Source organism: Teredinibacter franksiae (assembly GCF_014218805.1).
In the GTDB taxonomy this organism is placed as follows: Bacteria; Pseudomonadota; Gammaproteobacteria; order Pseudomonadales; family Cellvibrionaceae; genus Teredinibacter; species Teredinibacter franksiae.
This window is the reverse complement of record NZ_JACJUV010000001.1, coordinates 1991827-2012677: the sequence shown is the minus strand read 5'-3', so window position 1 is coordinate 2012677 and position 20851 is coordinate 1991827. Positions and strand designations below refer to the sequence as shown.

At 49.6% G+C, this 20851-nt stretch carries 15 protein-coding genes; 9 read left to right on the top strand and 6 right to left on the bottom strand.

Annotated elements, in window-relative coordinates:
* Positions 1–150 precede the first annotated feature (150 nt).
* From glnG to glnA, 4 genes are all read right to left on the bottom strand, one after another.
* A complete protein-coding gene (gene glnG, locus H5336_RS08275) occupies positions 151–1563 on the bottom strand; it encodes a nitrogen regulation protein NR(I) (protein WP_185233209.1) in 1413 nt (470 codons plus the stop codon).
* Positions 1556–2629 (bottom strand): nitrogen regulation protein NR(II), encoded by a 1074-nt coding sequence (gene glnL, locus H5336_RS08270; RefSeq protein WP_313556631.1) that lies wholly within the window; start codon positions 2627–2629, stop codon positions 1556–1558. The genes glnG and glnL overlap by 8 nt, the downstream gene beginning before the upstream one ends.
* 374 nt (positions 2630–3003) lie before the next feature.
* Complete coding sequence (locus tag H5336_RS08265; RefSeq protein ID WP_185233208.1) at positions 3004–3543, bottom strand: DUF4124 domain-containing protein; 540 nt, start codon at positions 3541–3543, stop codon at positions 3004–3006.
* 132 nt (positions 3544–3675) lie between these two features.
* Positions 3676–5082, bottom strand: coding sequence for a glutamate--ammonia ligase (glnA, locus tag H5336_RS08260; RefSeq protein WP_185233206.1), 1407 nt, complete (start codon positions 5080–5082; stop codon positions 3676–3678).
* 362 nt (positions 5083–5444) lie between these two features.
* Between glnA and thiI the strand changes: the two genes are divergently transcribed.
* Together thiI and H5336_RS08250 are read left to right on the top strand one after the other, a co-directional pair.
* Positions 5445–6914, top strand: coding sequence for a tRNA uracil 4-sulfurtransferase ThiI (gene thiI, locus H5336_RS08255; protein ID WP_185233203.1), 1470 nt, complete (start codon positions 5445–5447; stop codon positions 6912–6914).
* A 24-nt stretch (positions 6915–6938) separates the two neighbouring features.
* Positions 6939–7394: a hypothetical protein gene (locus H5336_RS08250; RefSeq protein ID WP_185233201.1), complete on the top strand. Its 456-nt coding sequence runs from the start codon at positions 6939–6941 to the stop codon at positions 7392–7394.
* Positions 7395–7459: 65 nt separating this feature from the next.
* Here the strand turns inward: H5336_RS08250 and H5336_RS08245 are convergent, their stop codons facing one another.
* Entirely contained in the window at positions 7460–7990 is a 531-nt protein-coding gene (locus H5336_RS08245) for a porin family protein (protein WP_185233199.1), read from the bottom strand.
* A 184-nt stretch (positions 7991–8174) separates the two neighbouring features.
* Between H5336_RS08245 and H5336_RS08240 the strand changes: the two genes are divergently transcribed.
* Positions 8175–9320, top strand: a complete 1146-nt coding sequence (locus tag H5336_RS08240) for an AGE family epimerase/isomerase (RefSeq protein ID WP_185233198.1) — start codon at positions 8175–8177, stop codon at positions 9318–9320.
* A gap of 11 nt (positions 9321–9331) precedes the next feature.
* Here the strand turns inward: H5336_RS08240 and H5336_RS08235 are convergent, their stop codons facing one another.
* Positions 9332–10327 (bottom strand): LacI family DNA-binding transcriptional regulator, encoded by a 996-nt coding sequence (locus H5336_RS08235; RefSeq protein WP_185233197.1) that lies wholly within the window; start codon positions 10325–10327, stop codon positions 9332–9334.
* Positions 10328–10841: 514 nt separating this feature from the next.
* Between H5336_RS08235 and H5336_RS08230 the strand changes: the two genes are divergently transcribed.
* The 6 genes from H5336_RS08230 to H5336_RS08205 all read left to right on the top strand — a co-directional run bounded on the left by H5336_RS08230 (position 10842) and on the right by H5336_RS08205 (position 20474).
* A complete protein-coding gene (locus H5336_RS08230) occupies positions 10842–12023 on the top strand; it encodes a glycoside hydrolase family 130 protein (RefSeq protein WP_185233195.1) in 1182 nt (393 codons plus the stop codon).
* Between the two features lie 7 nt (positions 12024–12030).
* Positions 12031–13230, top strand: coding sequence for an AGE family epimerase/isomerase (locus H5336_RS08225; RefSeq protein WP_185233194.1), 1200 nt, complete (start codon positions 12031–12033; stop codon positions 13228–13230).
* Positions 13231–13270: 40 nt separating this feature from the next.
* Positions 13271–14647, top strand: a complete 1377-nt coding sequence (locus tag H5336_RS08220; protein ID WP_246439058.1) for a glycoside hydrolase 5 family protein — start codon at positions 13271–13273, stop codon at positions 14645–14647.
* A 292-nt stretch (positions 14648–14939) separates the two neighbouring features.
* A complete protein-coding gene (locus H5336_RS08215) occupies positions 14940–16067 on the top strand; it encodes an efflux RND transporter periplasmic adaptor subunit (RefSeq protein WP_185233192.1) in 1128 nt (375 codons plus the stop codon).
* A 38-nt stretch (positions 16068–16105) separates the two neighbouring features.
* Positions 16106–19222, top strand: a complete 3117-nt coding sequence (locus H5336_RS08210) for an efflux RND transporter permease subunit (protein WP_185233191.1) — start codon at positions 16106–16108, stop codon at positions 19220–19222.
* Positions 19223–19976: 754 nt separating this feature from the next.
* Positions 19977–20474 (top strand): hypothetical protein, encoded by a 498-nt coding sequence (locus tag H5336_RS08205; protein WP_185233189.1) that lies wholly within the window; start codon positions 19977–19979, stop codon positions 20472–20474.
* The last annotated feature ends 377 nt before the right edge of the window (positions 20475–20851 follow it).

Genomic DNA, 20851 nt, shown 5'->3' with positions numbered 1-20851 from the left:
CGCTTAATTTGAATGAACTCAACTAAGGCTCAAATCTCGGCCATGCCGGAGCCGAAGTAAGGGTGCACTTTTCCGCGCAGCACATTGTATTTTTCCCCGCGCTACATTGGTGCATTCATATGCGTCGAGACCGTGAGTGGTGTTGCCTCTTTAGTCTTCCGTAGCCGTCATGCCTAATTCTTTCAGTTTTCGCGTTAAGGTATTACGGCCCCAGCCCAGCAGGTTGGCGGCATCGCGCTTGCGCCCGGCGGTGTGTTTTAGGGCGGTTTCAATGAGCGCGCGTTCGAATGTGGGCACCGCTTCAGAGAGGATTTCTTTTTGACCGCAAGCCAAGGCCTGATCTGCCCAGTGCCGCAGGGCTTTATCCCAGTCACCGCTGGGGGTTTCGGCACGTTTAACTTCCATCAGCTCTGGCGGTAAATCCTGGACATGCACTTCACGACCGGAGGCCATCACGGTAATCCAGCGGCAGGTGTTTTCCAGTTGGCGAACGTTGCCGGGCCAGCTTAAATTAGCGAGGTAGGCTTCAGTTTCAGGCGTGAGGATTTTGGTTTCTACGTCTAGCTCCTTGGCGGCGCGATGTAAAAAATGTTGCGCCAGCTTGGGAATATCTTCACGCCGGTTGGCGATTTTGGGCAGGTGAATACGAATAACGTTTAACCGGTGGAACAAGTCTTCGCGAAAACGATTTTCTTCTACTAGGCTTTCCAGATTTTGATGAGTAGCCGCAATGATGCGTACATCTACTTTAATAGCGGTGTGGCCACCAACGCGATAAAACTCGCCGTCGGCCAGTACACGCAGTAGGCGAGTTTGGGTTTCGGCTGGCATATCACCAATTTCATCAAGGAATAGTGTTCCACCGTCGGCCTGCTGAAAGCGCCCTTGGCGTTGTGCGCCGGCGCCGGTAAAGGCGCCTTTCTCGTGCCCGAATAGTTCAGATTCAATTAAATCTCGGGGGATGGCGGCCATATTTAGCGCGATAAAAGGGCCGTCTTTACGCGGGCTGTGGCGATGTAGGGCGCGTGCAACCAGCTCTTTACCGGTACCCGACTCACCGTTAATAAGCACGGTAATATTCGATTGTGACAAGCGGCCGATGGCTCGGAAAACCTCTTGCATGGCCGGCGCTTCACCAATAATTTCGGTGTCCATAATCGGTTCGGGTGCGGCAATATCTTCCTGTTGTTCGCTGGCGTGGGCTAGTGCGCGCTGGGTGACGGCAACGGCTTCGTCCACATCGAAAGGTTTGGGCAGGTATTCGAAAGCGCCACCCTGGTAGGCCGACACCGCGCTTTCCAAATCTGAATGAGCCGTCATGATAATAATGGGTAAGCTGGGGTGTGCTTTATTCAGGTTTGCGAGCAGAGCTAAGCCGTCGGTGCCGGGCATACGCACATCGCTGATAATAGCGTCTGGACGCGAGTGCTGAATTTGCGTCAGCGCTTTGTCTCCGCTTTCAAAGCTTTCGGTGGAGATACCAGACTGCTGCAGGGCCTTTTCTAGTACCCAGCGAATGGATTTGTCATCGTCGATTATCCAAACCAAATTTGGCTTATGCATGTTGGTTTTCCAGTGGTAAATAAAGGATGAATTCTGTTCGACCTTTCACGCTGTCGCACTCAATAAGGCCGTTGTGCTGGCTTATCAAATTTTGTGCGATGGCTAGGCCAAGCCCGGTACCTTCAGCGCGGCCTGTGATCATTGGGAAGAAAATATCTTCGATCAGATCCGGCGCAATACCGGGGCCGTTGTCGGTGATTGAAGCTTTTACTACCAGCGGGTGATATTTACGGCCGATGGTGTAACGTCGCTGTATACGTGTGGTGAATGTAATAGCGGGTGGTGGTTTATGTTCATCTTTGTTTTCTGTAAGTGCCTGCATTGCGTTGCGCGCGATGTTTAGCGTGGCCTGAATTAATTGCGCTTTGTCGGCTTCAATGTCGGGAATGCTTGGGTCGTAGTCGCGAGCCAGCTTTATTGAACCGTTGGTTTCCGCTCGCAACACCGACATCACGTGCTCTAGCGTTTCGTGAATATTCATCTCTTCGCGCTGGCTGACCTTGTGCGGGCCCAGCATTCTATCGACAAGGTCGCGCAGGCGATCGGTCTCGTCGATGATGATGCGCGTGTATTCTTCTAGGTCTTCATTATTCAGTTCGCGTGAAAGTAATTGCGCTGCGCCACGAATTCCGCCCAGCGGGTTCTTTATTTCGTGCGCCATGCTGCGTACAAGGTTGCGTGATGTTTCCTGCGAAGAAATCATCGCCTCTTCTCGGCTGATGCGCAGTAACCTGTCCAGTGGCTGCACCTCAATAACTACGTTACCAGATTCGGCGTTAGGCGTTACAGAGTAGTCCACGGTCAGGCTTTTCTGATGGTGCAGCTTCCAGGTTGCTTTGCGCTTAGTAAAATTGGTGTTTTCGCGCAGTGCGTCAGCCAGTGATTGCGGCGTGCCATCGTGGGGCGAAAACAATACCTCGATGGGTTTTCCGATAACCTTACTGCCACTGACGCCCAGGGTCATTTCCGCTGAGATATTCATGTGCTGAATCGACAGGTCGTCATTCAGCACAATAACGGCTGTCATTAGGCTGTCGAGAATCTGGCTGTAGGGAGTTTGTGTCACGTTTGGTTTCCAAATACCCGAGTTAAGAGCGGGTGTTTTAATGCCTTAATGCAATAAACAAACCAGCTTTACTGTGGGCATTAAGCCGCAGTGTTTGCTGTGAGCAGGCGTTGAGCTGAGGGGGTAGTCTGCATCAATCGCAATGGCAATTGGCCCTTTTTGTGGGGGTTTGGATCGTTTTGGCGCCAGGTTGAGTGTTTATCACGCGAGGCCGGTTGTCTTGTGATGAGGCAGGCGAAGCACCAGTATGGGTGGCTCTGTGGGCCATGATAGATTGAAATGCCCCAACTATGAGCGGTGCCTGAATAATCAGGGGTTATTATGCCTCAATCTGGGGCGTTTCGGTGGTGTAGATTTAGCGGGTGAGGGTGGCGCTACTTGCGAACAGGGGGGCGAATGACGTAAATAGTACGGGTTTCTGCCGAGGTCGTTATAACGTTACCGGCTGCATCGATGACGTTGGCGCTAAGAACACGCTTGCCCTGAAGGCTTCGCTGCAGAGGAATGTTGAAATTATTTGATTTGCCGGGTTCACCGAATGGGGTGCCATCAATCAGCAGTTGAATAAACTGGCTGTCTTGCAATTTATGATTGGTTAGTAAAATTACCGTGAGTGTTTGTTCGCTTGGGCCTGCTTGGTAATTATTTGCCGGGCTGACAAACCGTAAAGCCAGCGGCTGAGGTTGGGCTTTTTCTTCCTCTTCTGGTTTAAGTTTTAGTGTTGGTTTGAGTTCCACCGCGGGCGTGGTGTTAATGGGTTTGAGCTTCAGTGTTTTTGCGTCGGCGGTGGGGGGGTCATCCGTATAGGTAACGTTGCCGTATTCATCGACGTGTTTGTATATCTCGGCCGCAGCGTTAGAGGCGAAGCAGGCAAGGAGGATGATAGAGAGCCAAATTTGGGTTCGCGTGTTCATAGATAGTTTTCGTCGTTATGAAATACCGTTAATGTACTTTAGCGCGAATTGGCGAGGGATAAAACCGATAGGGTGGGAATAAAAAAACCCGGCACTAGGCCGGGTTTTTGTCTGTCTGCTTAAGCGCTTTGCTTATACAGAGTAGTACAGGTCGAACTCAACCGGGTGAGTGGTGTGCTCAACGCGGTGTACATCGTCCATTTTCAGTTCGATGTAAGCGTCGATCATGTCGTCGGTGAATACGCCACCGGCAGTCAGATACTCACGGTCTTCGTCCAGGTTGGACAGTGCTTCACGGAGGCTGCCACAAACTTGTGGGATAGCATCTGCTTCTTCTTTTGGCAGGTCGTACAGGTCTTTGTCTGCAGCATCGCCAGGGTGGATCTTGTTCTTAACACCATCTAGGCCAGCCATCAACATGGCAGCGAAGGCCAGGTATGGGTTGGCAATGGGGTCTGGGAAGCGCGCTTCAATACGTTTACCTTTTGGTGAAGCAACGTAGGGAATGCGGATAGATGCAGAGCGGTTACGGGCAGAGTAAGCCAGCATAACCGGTGCTTCGAAGCCAGGGATCAGGCGCTTGTAGGAGTTGGTGCCTGGGTTGGTGAAGGCGTTAAGCGATTTAGCGTGCTTGATGATACCGCCAATGTAAAACAGGGCGGTTTCAGACAGGCCAGCATAGCCGTCACCGGCAAACTGGTTTACGCCATCTTTCCAGAAAGACTGGTGGCAGTGCATACCAGAGCCATTGTCACCAACAACGGGTTTTGGCATAAAGGTAGCGGTTTTGCCGTAAGCGTGCGCCACGTTGTGTACGCAGTACTTCAGAATCTGAGTTTCGTCAGCTTTCTTAACCAAGGTGTTGAATCTAACACCAATTTCGTTCTGTCCAGCCGTTGCCACTTCGTGGTGGTGCACTTCTACGTCCAGTCCCATCTGCATCATGGCGTTACACATAGCTGCACGGATGTCGTGAAGGGAGTCGACTGGGGGAACAGGGAAGTAGCCGCCTTTAACACGTGGACGGTGGCCCATGTTACCTTCGCTGAAATCGTTGCCGGTAGACCATGCGGCTTCTTCGGAAGAAATCTTCACGAAGCTACCACTCATGTCCTGGCCCCACTTAATGTCGTCAAAGACGAAGAATTCTGGTTCTGGACCGAAGAAGGCTGTGTCGCCAAGGCCAGTAGATTTCAAGTACTCTTCTGCGCGCTTGGCAACAGAGCGAGGATCGCGCTCGTAGCCTTGGCCGGTAGAAGGCTCAACGATGTCACAACGCAATATTACGGTTGGTTCGTCGGTGAACGGGTCTAGCAGAGATGTGGTGTCGTCCGGCATTAGAATCATGTCTGATTCGTTAATACCTTTCCAGCCCGAGATGGAAGAGCCATCAAACATTTGGCCGGTGGTAAAAAAGTCTTCGTCCACGTAGGAAGACGGGATGGTAACGTGCTGCTCTTTACCCTTGGTATCGGTAAAACGCAGGTCTACCCAGCGAACTTCATTTTCTTTGATCAGATTCAGAGTTTGCTCTGACATTGAGATTCCTCCACAGTCATGGCCCTAGCCACTAGTTGTTATTGAAAAAAAGGGTGTAAAAAAAGATGTTTACCCCGAACGCCCCCCGCACGATACCGGCGCCAGCCGCTGTCCATTTTGGGCGCTGGGCTAAGTGGCTCTAGAATCGCAATTAATGTGCCATAATACCCGCGTTAGCCAAGAGCTGTAAAAACAATGGCTTAGCGCGAGCGTGAGCAAAATTGTTGCAGAATGGCGCACTGATATGGTGCGTTGTTGCGGTACTGCACCAAAAACGCTCCAAGTATGTGGGGCTTGCGGTGAAGTAGCGGCTCATTATACTCACACCTTCCTTTTTGTGTAGATATTAGGTCAAGTGTTCCATGATCTTTAGTGTTCGTCTGTTCCCCGAAATAACGATTAAGAGTAACCCTGTTCGCAAGCGCTGGACTCGCCAGCTCACTGAGAATATTCGCCTGCTGGCACGGCGTGTTCATGAAGGTACGAAAGTCATACAAGACTGGGATCGAATTGAGGTTCGTGTACCCGATGACTCTAAAGAGTACGAAGGCCAGTTTATCGACTTGCTCGGCCGTATTCCCGGTATAGCAAATTTTTCTCTGGTACGTGCGCACCCCTTTGAGTCACTGCATGATATCTACGAAGCGGCGCTGCCGATTTGGCGTGAACAACTGACAGGGAAAACCTTTTGTGTACGGGCAAAACGCAACGGCACCCATGAATTTACCTCCACCGAAGTTGAGCGCTACGTGGGTGGTGGCTTGAATCAAAACACCGAAGCGTTGAGGGTGAAGCTCAAAGATCCAGATGTCACCATAAGGCTGGAGATCAAAGATGACTGCTGTTTTATGGTTGTGGCCAAATACAGTGGTCTTGGTGGTTTTCCGCTGGGAACGCAGGAGCATGTGCTTTCGTTGGTTTCCGGTGGTTTCGATTCAACGGTGGCTAGCTACATGATGATACGCCGTGGATTGCGTACCCATTATTGTTTTTTCAACCTAGGGGGAAAGCAGCATGAGCTGGGGGTGAAGGAAATTGCATTCTATTTGTGGAATCGTTATGCCTCCAGTCACCGTGTTCGCTTTATTACGGTGCCGTTTGAAGGTGTGGTTGCAGAGATTCTGGAAAAAATAGATCCGGCGAATATGGGGGTGGTGCTCAAGCGGATGATGTTGCGCGCCGCCGATAGGATAGCTGAGCGCGGTAAGCACCCGGCTATGGTAACGGGTGAGGCTATTTCACAGGTATCCAGTCAGACTATTCCCAACCTCGCGGTGATCGATGAGGTTACGGATCGCCTAGTACTGAGACCGTTAATTGTAATGGACAAGCCTGAAATCATTCGCTTGTCTCGGGAAATTGGCGCGGAAGAGTTTTCGGCCAATATCCCTGAATACTGCGGCGTGATTTCGGTAAAGCCGTCTTCGAAAGTTAAGCGTGAGCGGGTGGTAGCTCAGGAAGCGGAATTTGATATGTCCATTTTCGAGCAGGCCATAGAGCAAACGCGGGTGCAGCCTATTGATGCGGTGATGGAAGATTTACAGCAGACCGAATACCAAGCTGAGGAAGTAGAGGTGCTGCAGGCTGGCGATAAGGTTATTGATATTCGTCACCCGGCGGAAATTGAAATGAAGCCACTCAAGCTCGAGCCGGATCAAGTGATTGTAATTCCGTTCTATAATCTTAGTGCTCGCTATGCCGAACTCGACGCGGGTTCGCGCTATCTGCTTTACTGTGAGAAGGGGGTGATGAGTAATTTGCACGCTGCACACCTCTATGATGAGGGTATTCGTGACCTAGCGGTGTATCGTCCGTCTCAAAAACCTTTTTAAATAGGCTTTAGTCGAAGGTGCCCTATGGCAGAAAGTTCCGCGCGCAAACAGAATATTGTGGTGCTAACCGTTGCGGCTGCCATTATTTTGCTTTCGGTGGTGATGACTTTGCTGTTTTCGGGGCGTTTTCTGGAGGGGTTACTATTCGACTCGTCGAATAAAGGCTACCAGAATATTACCTTCACCGATGCGGTCATTACCTGTCGTGAGCGCACTGAAAGCCAGTTTGGCCGCCGCTTGCGCACGTTGGAATTGGATAACCACTCCTCTCGGTTCGACGAGCGTGAATTTCTCTACAAAATTTTTATCAGAGTTGAAACCCCCGCGGCCAAAGCGGGTGGCTTGACGCAGCATTACGTGAACTGTTTTGTTAAATCCAGCAGTGGACTTATTGGTAAGTTCGAAGCTTGGGAGGATAAGCAGGAAAAGGTTAGCCCGGTAACTGAAAATGACACCAACATGTTTGGTTGGCCAAGGTAGGAGGTGGGAGATAGGTGGCGGGCAGTTTGCGGAACTGGCCCGCAAGCTGCCGTATGTTCGAGCACTTAGAAACGGTAGTCGAAACCAATGCTGAGGCTGGTGAACTCGTTATCCGATGAGTTCAGTAGCTGGCGGTATTCAAAATTCAGGTTGGCGCTTTCGTGTATTACAAAACCAACGCCAAAACCGTATGAGGGGCCTGAAGCGGAAGTGCTTTCGTCGCCTGAGGTCGTTTGCACGTTGCTATAGCCGAGTAAGCCATAGAGTTTTGCGGTGGTATTAGCGGCTTCCGCACGGTAATAAATACTTTCGAAGTGGTCGATATCGACATCGACATCCACTAGCGCGTTGCCAGATTGCATGGAGAACGTTTCGCCAGACATACCAAAGCCGACACGTGCTTCTGCCCCTAGCCAGCTGTTGTATTTGTAGCCGCCGTGAAATTCAATTCCGCGAAAGTCGACATTGTTGTTGGAGGCATCGGTGGCATTGCCGTCTATAAAATCAAAGGCTGCACCTGCGTAATAGCCTTTTAGGTTATCGGCAAAGGTGGGTAGTGAAAACAGGCAGGCAGCAACGAGGGCAATCTTTTTCATGGGCGGTTCTCCAAATGGCCGGTGTTCTTTTTAGTTTCGATTAACGAGGATACTTGTTTTTAGCTTCCCTCGATTTTAGCTAATCATAAGCCTATGCGTTAGTAGTTGTACCACAAATGTTGAGAAATAGCGTTAAATCGCCCACTATGCCCGCCGTTTGTAATCGTTTTCTCGGAGACTCGCGATGCCAAGTACTCAATTGAAGGAAAAAACAGCTGGTTGGGTGAATTGGATGAAGCAGCATTCACTGCCTCGCTGGGGAGCTGAAGGAATTAACCCCGAAAATGCGGCGGCTTATGAACAGTTTCTCTTCAGCGGTGCCGTGGACAGCTCGGCGCGTATGCGCATGCGTGTTCAGGCTCGGCAGATGTATACCTTCTCTATGGCTAGCGCGCTGGGGTGGATGGATAGCGTTGAAGCGAAGCGGATAGTGGATGGCATTGCCGGTTTTTCAATGCGTTATGGACAACACCCCAGTGGCGAGGGTTTTGTGCATATTCTGGCTGCGGATTATACGATTGCAGACAGCAAACGCGATTTGTATGACCACGCTTTTTTTCTACTTTCCTGTGCCGCGCGCTACAAGGCGTTTAAAGATGAGGCGGCGTTGGCATTAGCGGAGCAGATTATTGCCTTTTTAGATCGCGAGTTTGGTCAGGTTGGCGGTGGCTGGCTGGAAGGTGATTACGATACTGATCGGCGTCGACAGAACCCTCATATGCATATGTTTGAAGCGCTTCTGTCTTTGCATAATGCTACCGGAAATGGAAAATGGTTGGCGCGGGCAGGGGAAATTTTTGGCTTGTTTGAAACTCGGTTTTTTGATGCAAAATTTGGTGTGCTGCGAGAGTTTTTCGATCACAGCTGGACACTGCTGGAGCACCCGGACGCCGACATAATTGAGCCCGGTCATTTGATGGAGTGGGTGTGGTTGTTGCGTTGGTACGAGCGTGTCAGTGGTCACAATACTTCGGTTTACGCCGACACACTGTATGAAAAAGCCCTTACCGATGGTTTTGCCGATGATGGCCTACTGATGGATGGCGTTAGCCCTACCGGTGAGGTGATTAAAGGCACTAAGCGCAGCTGGCCGATGACTGAATTAGTCAAAGCCTCGCTGGTACAGGCACAGGCTGGCTACGTCGGGGCAGAAGACATTGCGCTGGAGGCGTTAAACCGTCTAGAAGAGGCTTATATTAGCCGGGAGCATTTGGGTTTGTACGTCGACCAATTAGACGAGCACAGTCTGGTTATTGGTGATACCGCCCAGGCCAGCATTCTTTACCACTTGCTAGCGGCAGTTATGGTGGCCGAGGCCCATTGCGCTTAGTTAGCACGAGCTTAGTCGCCAACGGGGCCTGTACTTTTCCGTACAACGAAATCGTAGGGCAGCACTTGCTGAGTATCACGTAAAACTTCGCCGTTTATCATGCGTAGCAGCATATCCACGGCGATGGTACCCATATCTTCTGCTGGCTGTGAGATGGTTGTTAGCGGCGGGTCACAATAGCGCGCATAACTAATGTCATCAAAGCCGGTAATCGAGATATCTTCAGGCACCCTCAAGCCTTGGGTGCGAACAGCCTGAATTGCACCAATAGCCATTTCGTCGTTCATGCAGGCAATTGCTGTAGGTCGGTTGCTCTGCTTGCACAGTTCGTTTGCAGCATTCACCCCAGACCAGATGACGTATTCCCCCTCCGCTATTAATGCCCCATCAAATTCGATGCCGGCTTTTTCTAGCGCTCGTTTGTATCCCTTTAGGCGGTCTACGGTGTGAGGGTTGTTGGCCAGCCCGGTAATCAGGCCAATACGCTTATGTCTTAGGGATATTAGGTAATCAATGATGTGCTCGAAGGCAGCCGAATTATCGACTCGAATGTTGGGCCCCGGGGTCGATTCCGTGGAGCACAAATGCAGGTAGGGGAAGTGGTATTTACTCGGATTGGTAAACGACTTTGATAGCGGCCGCAATTGAATAATACCATCGGCCAGGCGTGTTTCAACGAGACGAATATAGTCTTGTTCGCGGGAGTTATCGTCTTGGGTATCTCCCAGTAGAACCGAGTAGCCTTTTTTCTGAGCCTGCTTTTCGATGCTGCGAATAACTTGGGCAAAGAAGGGGTTGGTTATGTCGGGTACGAGCACAACAATGGAGTAGGATCGGGCGGAGCGAAAATTACGTGCGAGCATGTTGGGCCGGTAGTTCACTTTTTCGATAGCTTCGTGAACTTTCTTTTTGCTGGGCTCGGAGACCTTGTCTGGGTGGCTAAGGGTGCGCGATACGGTTGCGACGGAAACCCCAGCGATACGGGCAACTTCTCGGATGTTCGACATTGAATACGCCTTCGTGCAAAAAAGTCTGTTTATGGCTGTAACAGTTACAACCAAATTATTGTTGGTATTACATGCTGCTGCGAGCTTTGCTGCAAAACACCGGCTTTTTTTAATTCTTTCGAGTGATTTCGGCTGCATTCGTAGCGATTTGTCAGTGTAACAGTTTACACGCCTCGTTACATATGGGCTTGGTATAAAACACACATGATCCAAACGGGTTTTTCATTCTTGATTTTACCGGTGTAACCGATTACATTTGCGCCTCCTCGAGCATGGTGGCTGGAGGAGTTTTGGCCGTTAGAGTAGATTTTGACCAAAAGCCTGTTGAAGCGACGTTATTTGAATGTCGTTGCCGGGTTTAATGGGCGCTTTTATCTATTGCTTGGCTGGAATCTGCTGTAGGCTTCCGCGAGAAAGAACAATAAAAAATAAAAAGCTCATGGCCCGCATCTGCTTCATCCGCAATCCGCTGGTTGGTTTTGTGGTTCATGAATATTACTGAGGTCGCGATTGAATGAGTGAATTCAAGTCCCTTCTTAAGCGTAAATTATCAGCCCATCAAGCACTGATTTCACGTGAAAATAAACCTGCTGAAAGTAATGGCGTTTACCAACGCTGGCAGCACCCCGTGCTAACTGCCGAGCATACCCCGGTGTATTGGCGCTACGACCTGAATGAGGCCACGAACCCTAGGTTACTGGAGCGCATTGGCGTAAATGCCGCTTTCAATTCTGGTGCTCTCTACCATGAAGGTAAGTACATTCTTGCAGTGCGTGTAGAGGGCTACGATCGCAAATCATTTTTTGCTATTGCTGAGAGCAAAAATGGTGTTGATCACTTTCGTTTTCGCGATTACCCCATCACCTTGCCTGAAACTGAGCGGCCGGATGTGAACGTGTACGATATGCGCTTGACCAAGCACGAAGACGGTTACATATATGGTCTGTTTTGTACCGAACGCAAGGACGAGTCGCAACCCAATGATATGTCTGCCGCTGAAGCGCAGTGTGGTATCGCACGCACCAAAGACCTGGAAAATTGGGAGCGCCTTTCTGATCTTGTTACTTACTCGGGCCAGCAGCGCAATGTGGTGCTGCATCCCGAATTTATTGAGGGTAAATACGCCCTCTATACCCGCCCTCAGGATGGTTTTATCAGTGTTGGCGGCGGCGGCGGTATTGGTTGGGGTTTAACTGACTCTATGGAAAACGCTGAAGTTAAAGAAGAGGTTATTGTCGACCAAAAGGCTTACCACACCATTAAAGAAGTTAAAAATGGCCAGGGGCCTGCGCCCATAAAAACAGATAAGGGCTGGCTCCATTTGGCTCACGGTGTGCGAAATACCGCGGCTGGTTTGCGCTATGTGCTCTATGTTTTTATGACCGATCTGGAAAAACCTTGGCTTGTTACCTATCGACCTGGCGGACACTTTATTGCACCTCGGGGTGAAGAGCGTGTTGGTGATGTATCCAATGTGGTATTTACTAACGGATGGATAATAAATGAAAAAAATGAAGTATTTATTTACTATGCCTCTTCCGATACACGCATGCATGTAGCAACATCTACAGTGGAGCAAATGGTTGATTATGCGGTCAATACCCCCGAAGATGGTTTACGTTCTGCTGCTTCGGTGGAAACACGTAATAAATTGATAGCAGCCAATCTGGAAATAATAAAAAAACTGGACCTGTGAGGTACCTATGAGCGAGACCCTTATTTCAGAATTTCGTAAGGAATTACACGAGATTGCCGACTGGTGGTTGGCCAATGCAGTTGATATCGAAAACGGCGGTTTTATTGGTGAGATAGGGGTAGACAACCAAAGGGTTGTTGATGCCAGTAAAGGGGTTATCCTGAACTCCCGCATTCTTTGGTTTTTTAGCGAAGCGGCGCTATTTTCTGGGCGTGATGAATACCGCGATGCCGCTGTGCGTGCCTGGGAATATTTCCGCGACTATTTTATCGACCGTGAAAATGGCGGGGTGTATTGGGAGTTAGATGCCCAAGGTAACTGCACAGAAAACCGCAAGCAGATTTACGCCCAGGCATTCGCCATTTATGGGCTGAGCGCCTACTACAAGCTTACAGGAAGTGAAGAGGCCATTGCAGAAGCCGATGCTCTGTTTGAATTGATAGAAAGCCGGGCGCACGACGACCAGCAAGGTGGTTATTTGGAAGCTTTCGGTGGTGCTTGGCAGTCGCTAGAAGATGTGCGTTTGAGTGACAAGGATTTGAACTCTCCAAAATCTATGAACACCCACTTACATATTTTGGAGGCCTATACCGCATTCCATCTGGCGAAACCTTCGGACAAAGTTGCGCGCTCAATCAAGCGTTGCCTTACCTACTTCGATGAAAAAATACTGAACAAAGAAACCTGGCATTTGCGTATGTTTCAGCAGATGGATTGGGGTGATGTGTCAACGTCGGTTTCCTATGGTCACGATATTGAAGGTAGCTGGCTAATCTGGGAAGCCGTAGAGGCATTAGCGGATGAACCGCTGGCTGAGCACTTTAAGCCGATAGTCATTGCTATGGTCGAAACCATTCTAAAGCAGGGTGTTGGCGCTAATGGTGAAGTGTTAGATGCCTACAATTTTGAAACCGACACATTACTTGAAGAGCGGGTTTGGTGGGTGCAGGCGGAAGCTGTTGTCGGCTTTCTTAGTGCTCACTGCATGACTGACGATAAAGTGTTTTTCGAAGCGTTCGAGGAATCTTGGTCGTTTATCAAGCAGCACCAAAAAGATCACATTAACGGTGAATGGCACTGGTTGTCTACGCTGGACCTTCCGCACAAGGGTGACTGTAAAGTTGGCTTTTGGAAGGCGCCTTATCACAATGGCAGAGCCATGATGGAGGTGTGTAAAATGCTGGCGAAGTTGGGTTCACAAGCCTGATTTGAAAAATAAGCTTACAGATGCCTTTGGGGGGGAGAAATTGAGAGGATTAAGCGACGCACTTAAGGGTGCCTGTTTGTTACCGGTTTTCTATTTGTTGGCTAGCTGTTCGCCGGCTGAAGATACGCAAGAGAAAACTGCCGTTACCGAATCGATAGAAGCGAGTATGACAAAAAGCCCGTTTGTTAGCGTGGTGGGTAATCGTTTTTACTTGGAGGGCAAGCCCTACAGTTTTGTTGGTACCAATGTCTGGTTTGCGCCTTACATCGGCTCCGAATCAGCGGATATTGGTGATCGTTTGCGATTACAGCGCGAGCTAGATTTTCTCAAGAAAACCGGTATTACTAATTTGCGCATTCTCGGCGCATCCGAGCGTTCACCGCTGGATAACTCCCTCAGCCCTGCCATTATGCACAAGGGTAAAATTGAGCGGGAGGATATTTTCGTAGGCTTGGATTTCACGCTTGCTGAAATGGCCAAGCGCGATATGAAGGCGGTTATTTTCCTGAGTAATTTTTGGGAATGGTCCGGCGGTATGGTGACTTATCTAAGCTGGGTAAACGGTGGCGAATACATTAACCTTGGCGATCCTGATCAGCCATGGCCAGCTTTCGCACTGTTTGCCTCACAGTTCTACAGTAATTGGGAAGCGGTCGATATGTATCACCGCTACGTTTCTAATTTGCTGGAGCGGCGCAATACCATCTCCGGAAAGCTCTACAAAGAGGATCCCACCATTATGTCGTGGCAGCTTGCTAATGAGCCGAGACCGGGCGATGGCGAGCAGAGCCGGGAAAACCTGCCAGCCTATTACCGCTGGATTAAAGACACAGCCAAATTAATTAAAGCCCATGCCCCAAATCAGCTGGTATCGGTGGGTAGTGAGGGCACTATGGGTTGCTTGGAAATGGATGAGTGCTATCTCGGTGCGCATGCAGGCAATGGCATTGATTATGCCACTTTCCATATGTGGCCAAAAAATTGGGGATGGTTTGATGTCCAAAAGCCAGAAGAAACTTTTGGCCGCGCTGTCGAAAAAGCCAGAACCTATATTGAAAAACACGAAGGTCTAGCCAATCAACTCAATATGCCAATTGTGCTTGAAGAATTTGGTTTGGAGCGTGATCTGGGTGCTTTCGCGCCAGAAAGCAGCACCAAATACCGTAATGATTTTTACCGGTTTGTGTTTGAGCAAATTAATCGCAGCGTAAAATCGGGTGGTCCGTTTATGGGGTCCAACTTCTGGGCCTGGGGTGGTTTTGGTGAGGCGCTGCATGATGATGCCAAATGGCGACCCGGCGACAAAACCTTTGTCGGTGATCCACCTCAGGAGCCGCAGGGTTTGAACTCTGTTTTCGCCAGCGATACCGGTACTCTTGATGTAATCAACACCCATTACCGCAATTTAGCGCAATAACCATCTTATCTGTGGCCGCGATCTGCGGCCCATTTCTCTTTGTTCTACGCTGTCTGGTATTACATTGGACTGAGATTGTAAGGCCTCTCCCCAATGCATTGCGTCTTCGCTACGGCCGAGCTTTTACAAAACTACGACCGAGTATATGCTAAAAAACGACCAAGCTTCTGCCAAACAAATACGTTAATTGTGAGGTTGGCGTCAGCTTTTACATTCCCTCGCCTCTCAAGCGGCTATACTGGCGCCCGTTTAAAATCTTAATACCTCTCCTTGATGTAAGGAAATAATCTGAATGAAAAAATATCTGGTCACTATCGCTGGCTTAGTTGGCGTACTCTTGGTTGTTGCAGGAGTGAAAGGCTCCCAAATTATGTCGTTAATCAAGATGGGCGAGACCATGGTGCCGCCGCCAACGGTGATTTCTGCCACCCAGGTAGAGCAACAACAGTGGGAGCAGGTATTGAATACCGTGGGTACTTTGGAGGCCGTGCAAGGGGTGGTGGTTACCGCGGATAACCCTGGACGGGTTACGGATATTCTTTTTACGGCAGGTACAGAAGTTAAAGCGGGTGATGTACTCATCCATCAGGATACTTCCTCGGAAAAGGCCCAGCTACGTGCTGCCGAAGCGAGTGTTGCTTTGGCTAAGGCTAATCTTGATCGTGTAAGTGCGCTGTTCAAGAAAAAAGTTTCCTCCAGGTCTGAACTGGATGCTTCAGAGGCCCGCCATAAAGAAGCCGTTGCTCAGGCCGATAATATTCGTACAAGCATCGATAAAAAAACCGTGAAAGCGCCTTTCGATGGTCGTCTTGGTATTCGCCTTGTGAACGTGGGCTCGGATTTGAGTACCGGCAGCGCTATTGTCTCCCTTCAAGAGGTAGACCCAATCTACGTTAACTTTTCACTTCCTCAACGAGACTTGCCGAAACTGGCCGCTGGCTTGAAAGTACGTCTAAGCAGTGATGCGGTGCCGGGTAGAGTATTTGATGGCGACATCAGTACCATTAACCCTGAAATCGACCCGGCTACCCGCAGCGTAAAAGTTCAAGCAACGCTCTCCAACGAAGACCTTTCGCTGTTGCCTGGCATGTATGCCAAGGTTGAAATTGTTTTACCTCAGGCCGAGCCGGTACTGGTGGTGCCGGTTACCTCGGTGAGCTATGCAACCTACGGCGATTCAGTTTTTATTGTGGAAGAAGAAAAAAATGAAGAGAGTGGCGAAACCTCTCAGGTGGTGCGACAAAAATTTGTAAGGCTCGGTGAAACCCGCGGCGATTTTGTTACGATCAAGGCGGGCGTCGAAGAGGGAGAAACAGTAGTAAGCACCGGTGTTTTCAAACTGCGGAATAATGCGCCGGTGAACATTAACAATGAAACCCAACCCGAATTCAGCCTGAATCCGACCCCAGAAGATTCCTGATTATTTGTTGATAACCTCCAATGTTGAAAGGCTGAAAAATGAAATCTGCATTTACTGATATTTTCGTTCGCCGACCGGTTTTGGCCATGGTTGTTAACCTGGTTATTATTATTGCCGGTATTCAGGCGATCAGTTCTCTTACTGTACGTCAGTTTCCACGAAACGATAACGCCGTTATTGTTGTGAACACGGCCTATATTGGCGCAAACTCTGAATTGGTGCGTGGTTTTATAACCACGCCTATGGAGCGTGCCATATCCGGCGCCGATGGGATTGATTACATCGACTCGCAAAGTGGGCAGGGTATGTCCACTATAAATGTTCACCTCGAATTAAATTACGACCCGATTAAAGCGCTTTCGGAAATTACCTCCAAAGTGAATCAGGTGCGCGGTGATTTACCACCAGAAGCCGAAGTGCCGGTTATTAACGTGCAGTCGGCCGATAGCGCCATTGCGGCCGCCTATTTAAGTTTTAGTTCGGAGATTTTGGAATCCAATCAAATCACTGACTATTTGGTGCGTGTGGTGCAGCCGCGGCTTTCGGCCTTGGAGGGTGTGCAGCGTGCGGACGTATTAGGTGCGCGTACCTATGCCATGCGTATCTGGCTGAAGCCCGATCGCATGGCCGCTTATGGCGTAACGCCGGTACAAATTCGTCAGGCGCTTTCGGCCAACAACTACTTGGCTGCTTTGGGTAGTACCAAGGGTTCATACATGCAGGTAAACCTGTCGGCCAATACCGATTTAAATACCGTAGAAGAATTTAAAGACTTGGTGTTAAGGGCAGAAAACGGTGCGCTGGTACGTTTAAGTGATGTTGCCGATGTCGTGCTCGGTTCCGAAAGCTACGATACTGAAGTGCATTACTCTGGAGACTCGGCCACTTTTATGGGTATATTCCCTATGCCCCAGGCCAACACCTTAGATGTAATGGCGCTAGTGCGTACCGAGTTAGAATCTTTGCGCGAAGGTATGCCAAAAGGCTTGGAAGCGACCATCGGTTACGACTCCACCGATTACATTCAAACCGCCATTTCTGAAGTGGTGAAAACACTAGGCGAAACATTGCTTATTGTTATCGCCATTATTTTCTTGTTCCTTGGCTCGGTACGTTCGGTGATTATTCCCGTGGTTGCCATTCCAGTGTCATTAATTGGCGGCATCTTTTTAATGCAGATGTTCGGCTTTAGCTTAAACCTACTTACCTTATTGGCCATTGTCTTGTCGGTAGGTTTGGTCGTCGACGATGCCATTGTCATTGTTGAAAACGTCGAGCGCCATATTGCCAATGGCGAGTCCCCGGCTCAGGCCGCCATACTTGGCGCGCGGGAACTGGTGGGGCCGGTAATTGCCATGACCATTACGCTGGTTGCGGTGTATTTGCCTATTGGCTTGCAGGGAGGGTTAACGGGGTCGTTGTTCCGGGAGTTTGCGTTTACGCTGGCGGGCGCGGTTACTATCTCGGGTATTGTTGCGCTAACGCTATCGCCCATGATGTCGGCCAAGCTTCTAAAAGAAGGTATGGAAGATCAGGGGTTTGCTCACGTAGCAGCACAAGCGTTTGAAAAAATCCGTCGAGGCTATATTCGTTTTTTGGATGTGACCTTGAAAGCGCGGGGCGCGGTGTACATGCTCTGGATTGTGCTTAGCGTACTGGCCTTCGTCATGTTTATGCAGTCACCAAAAGAGTTGGCGCCAACGGAAGATCAGGGTTTTATCTTTGTTATGAGTGAGGGGGCTTCCAGCTCTACCATTGACCAATCGCGGATCTATTCCAAAAAGGTAAATGAAAAGCTTCTGGCCACACCGGAAGGGGATTTCACTTTCCAAATCACCTTCCCCGATGGTGGTTTTGGCGGCATGTTGTTGAATAACTGGGACGAACGCGATAGAACCGTATTTGAAATATTGCCAGAAGTCAGTTCTAGTCTGTCGCAAATAGGCGGTATTAATGTGTTTGCGCTGGCGCCTCCGTCTTTACCTGGCGGCGGTAATTTTCCTGTTGAATTTGTTATTGCTTCCACCGCCGAGGTGGAGGATATTCTTGAATATGCCGAGCAATTGCAGCAGGCCGCCATGGCGAGCGGAAAGTTTGCGTTCCCGCCACAAATTGACACCAAGGTAGATGTGCCGGAAGCCCAGTTGGTTATTGACCGTGATAAAGTCGCCGACCTTGGTTTAAGTTTGCAGCAGGTCGGTGCTGATGTGGGCGTAATGCTGGGTGGCGGTTATGTGAATCGATTTAATATTGGTGGCCGCAGTTATCGGGTGATACCGCAAGTGAAGCGCAGTGAGCGTTTAAATTCAGAACAGTTACAGGATATATTTATAACCGGGCCCGAGGGTAAATTAATTCCGCTCAGTACCGTTGCGGAAATAGAACAAAATACCGTTCCGCGTTCGCTTAATCGATTCCAGCAGTTAAATGCCGTTAAGCTCAGTGGTGTTTCCAATGTGCCGCTAGACGAAGCGTTGGGGTTTTTGGAAGCCGAGGCAGCCAGAATATTACCCAGTAATTATATGATCGACTATACCGGTGAAAGTCGACAGCTGCGGCGAGAAGGCAATAAATTTGTCCCCGCTTTTATTCTTTCGTTGGTACTTATCTTTTTGGTGTTGGCCGCACAATTTAATAGCTTTCGTGACCCGTTTGTTATTCTCGCAGGTTCCGTACCGCTGGCGATGTTCGGCGCATCTATATTCACCTTTCTTAAATTCCCGGTGCCGGGGATGTCCTATTGGACCGACGGTTGGACCACCACATTGAATATTTATTCTCAGGTTGGCCTGGTAACGCTGATTGGTCTAGTGGCGAAAAATGGTATTTTGCTGGTGGAGTTTGCGAATAAGTTGCAGGAGCAGGGCGTAAACAAGTTACGTGCGGTGCGTGAATCGGCTTCTACGCGGTTGCGCCCCATTCTTATGACCACCGCTGCGACGGTAGCCGGGCACTTCCCTTTGGTGTTGGTTAGCGGTGCCGGTGCCGAAGCGCGAAATTCCATTGGCTTAGTGCTGGTAGGCGGCATGGCAATAGGAACGCTCTTCACGCTGTTTGTGGTTCCGTCTATTTACATGCTCATCGCTAGGGATTTAGAGGGCGAGCTGGATGAAGTACCTGAAGACGAAGCCTCGCTGGAGGTCGTTCCGGCCTAACCTGCTAAGTTTTGTGTTGTATTGAGGTTGCCGAAGTAAGCAAGGCAAGGAGCGGAAAAGTGGAGCCCGGGCTGAATGACTTCAGCTTGATAACTCCTGCGGGCAAACTGTCATTATATAAAGTGTAACGACAGTTTGCCCATTCGACGTTTAAATGTGTTGCACGTAAATAATATCAGCCTTCACCTTCGGAAATTTATAGCGGCGTGCCTAAATTTATTGGCAGTGTATTTAGTGTCAGCCCCTGCTTAGACTAGTGGTGTGCGGTGGTACTGGCTATTCCATGTCTTTTGTACCTTCCAGTTCAGGTCGTTCTCCTGCTGTATCGCCACTTCCGGTTTTGTCGGCGAAGATTGGGCGGGCATATTTTAAAAGCTGCTTTCGATATAAATTTACAAAATGTTACATCAGAACAGTAATATGCAGCCGTGTATTCGTATTGCCCAAATAAAGCGATGTTACCCGGCTTTGCTGGGTTTAAAGAAACAATGACAGTCAAATAAAAGTATCTGGATTGTGAGCGGGTAGACAGCGTATTGCACCAGATTGGATAGTCAGCTGACTATAGTGACGAGTAGCGACTAGGCAGCTGCTTCGATTTAGAGATGATGTGATCTTGGGGGCGCTCAGCGCCTCTTTTTTTGTGATGCTTCGCACGCTTTCGTGTAAATCAATGTAAAAGGCGCCAGATTAGCGTGGAGGGGCGGCGGCGTTCAGCTATCTTACAGAACAGCCAAATAGCCGGGATAAGTGTATGCGTAAGATAGAGTCGATTGTTTTGATGGGTGTTGTGTCGTTTTTGGCCGCCTGCGGAGGCGGAGGCGGTGGAGGTGGGAGCGCTATGTCCGACAACTCCAGCTCGTCTTCATCTTCGGCACAAACAACCGGCAGCCATAATGCTGGCATGGATTGTCTGGCGAGCGGTTGTCATTCCTCGGGTGGAGACGGCACAGAGTTTAAGGTAGCCGGTACGGTGTACCGTCGTGGTGGCGCTGCGCAAACGAATGCAGAGGTGCGTTTGTATATACACAATACCAATACGCTTTCAGCGCAAATGCAAACGGATGCGAGCGGAAATTTTTGGACAGCCAGTAACGTGGATGGTATATCCGATGGTTCCGGTACGCCGGTGACGGGGGTTGATGTTGAAGTGGAAGGCCCTGGCGGTATTCGCACTATGCCGGGTTTAGTGACCAACGGGTCCTGTAATAGTTGCCACGGAAATTCAAATGGCAATGTTGTCGCTAATTAAATCTGCGCCTTTTTTGTTCCGGTGGGCGCCTGCTTGCCGGATTCCTCCTTTTAGCCACTCATTTTTCTGTGCAAAATTTCGTGGATTCTTTGAGGGTGGCACTGCTGCGCGCAATAACTACATCCTGTTATTTTCGTGCTTGGCCATTACTATCCAGGATAGTTTGGGAATGGTCTAACTACCGTGTTCCCGTCTAGGGAGGACTATGTTGTGCTTGAGCGTTTTAGGTTTTTCGAGTATTAGGGTTGTGAATGTGCCTCATTTGCGCACAGTCGCCCGGATTAATGTTGGCCAGCTGGGCATAAGCCCCACTTTGCCCTTAAGTACAAGAGGCTAGAATCACCTCGGACATTAGTGCGTATTCGCGAGCATGGGGG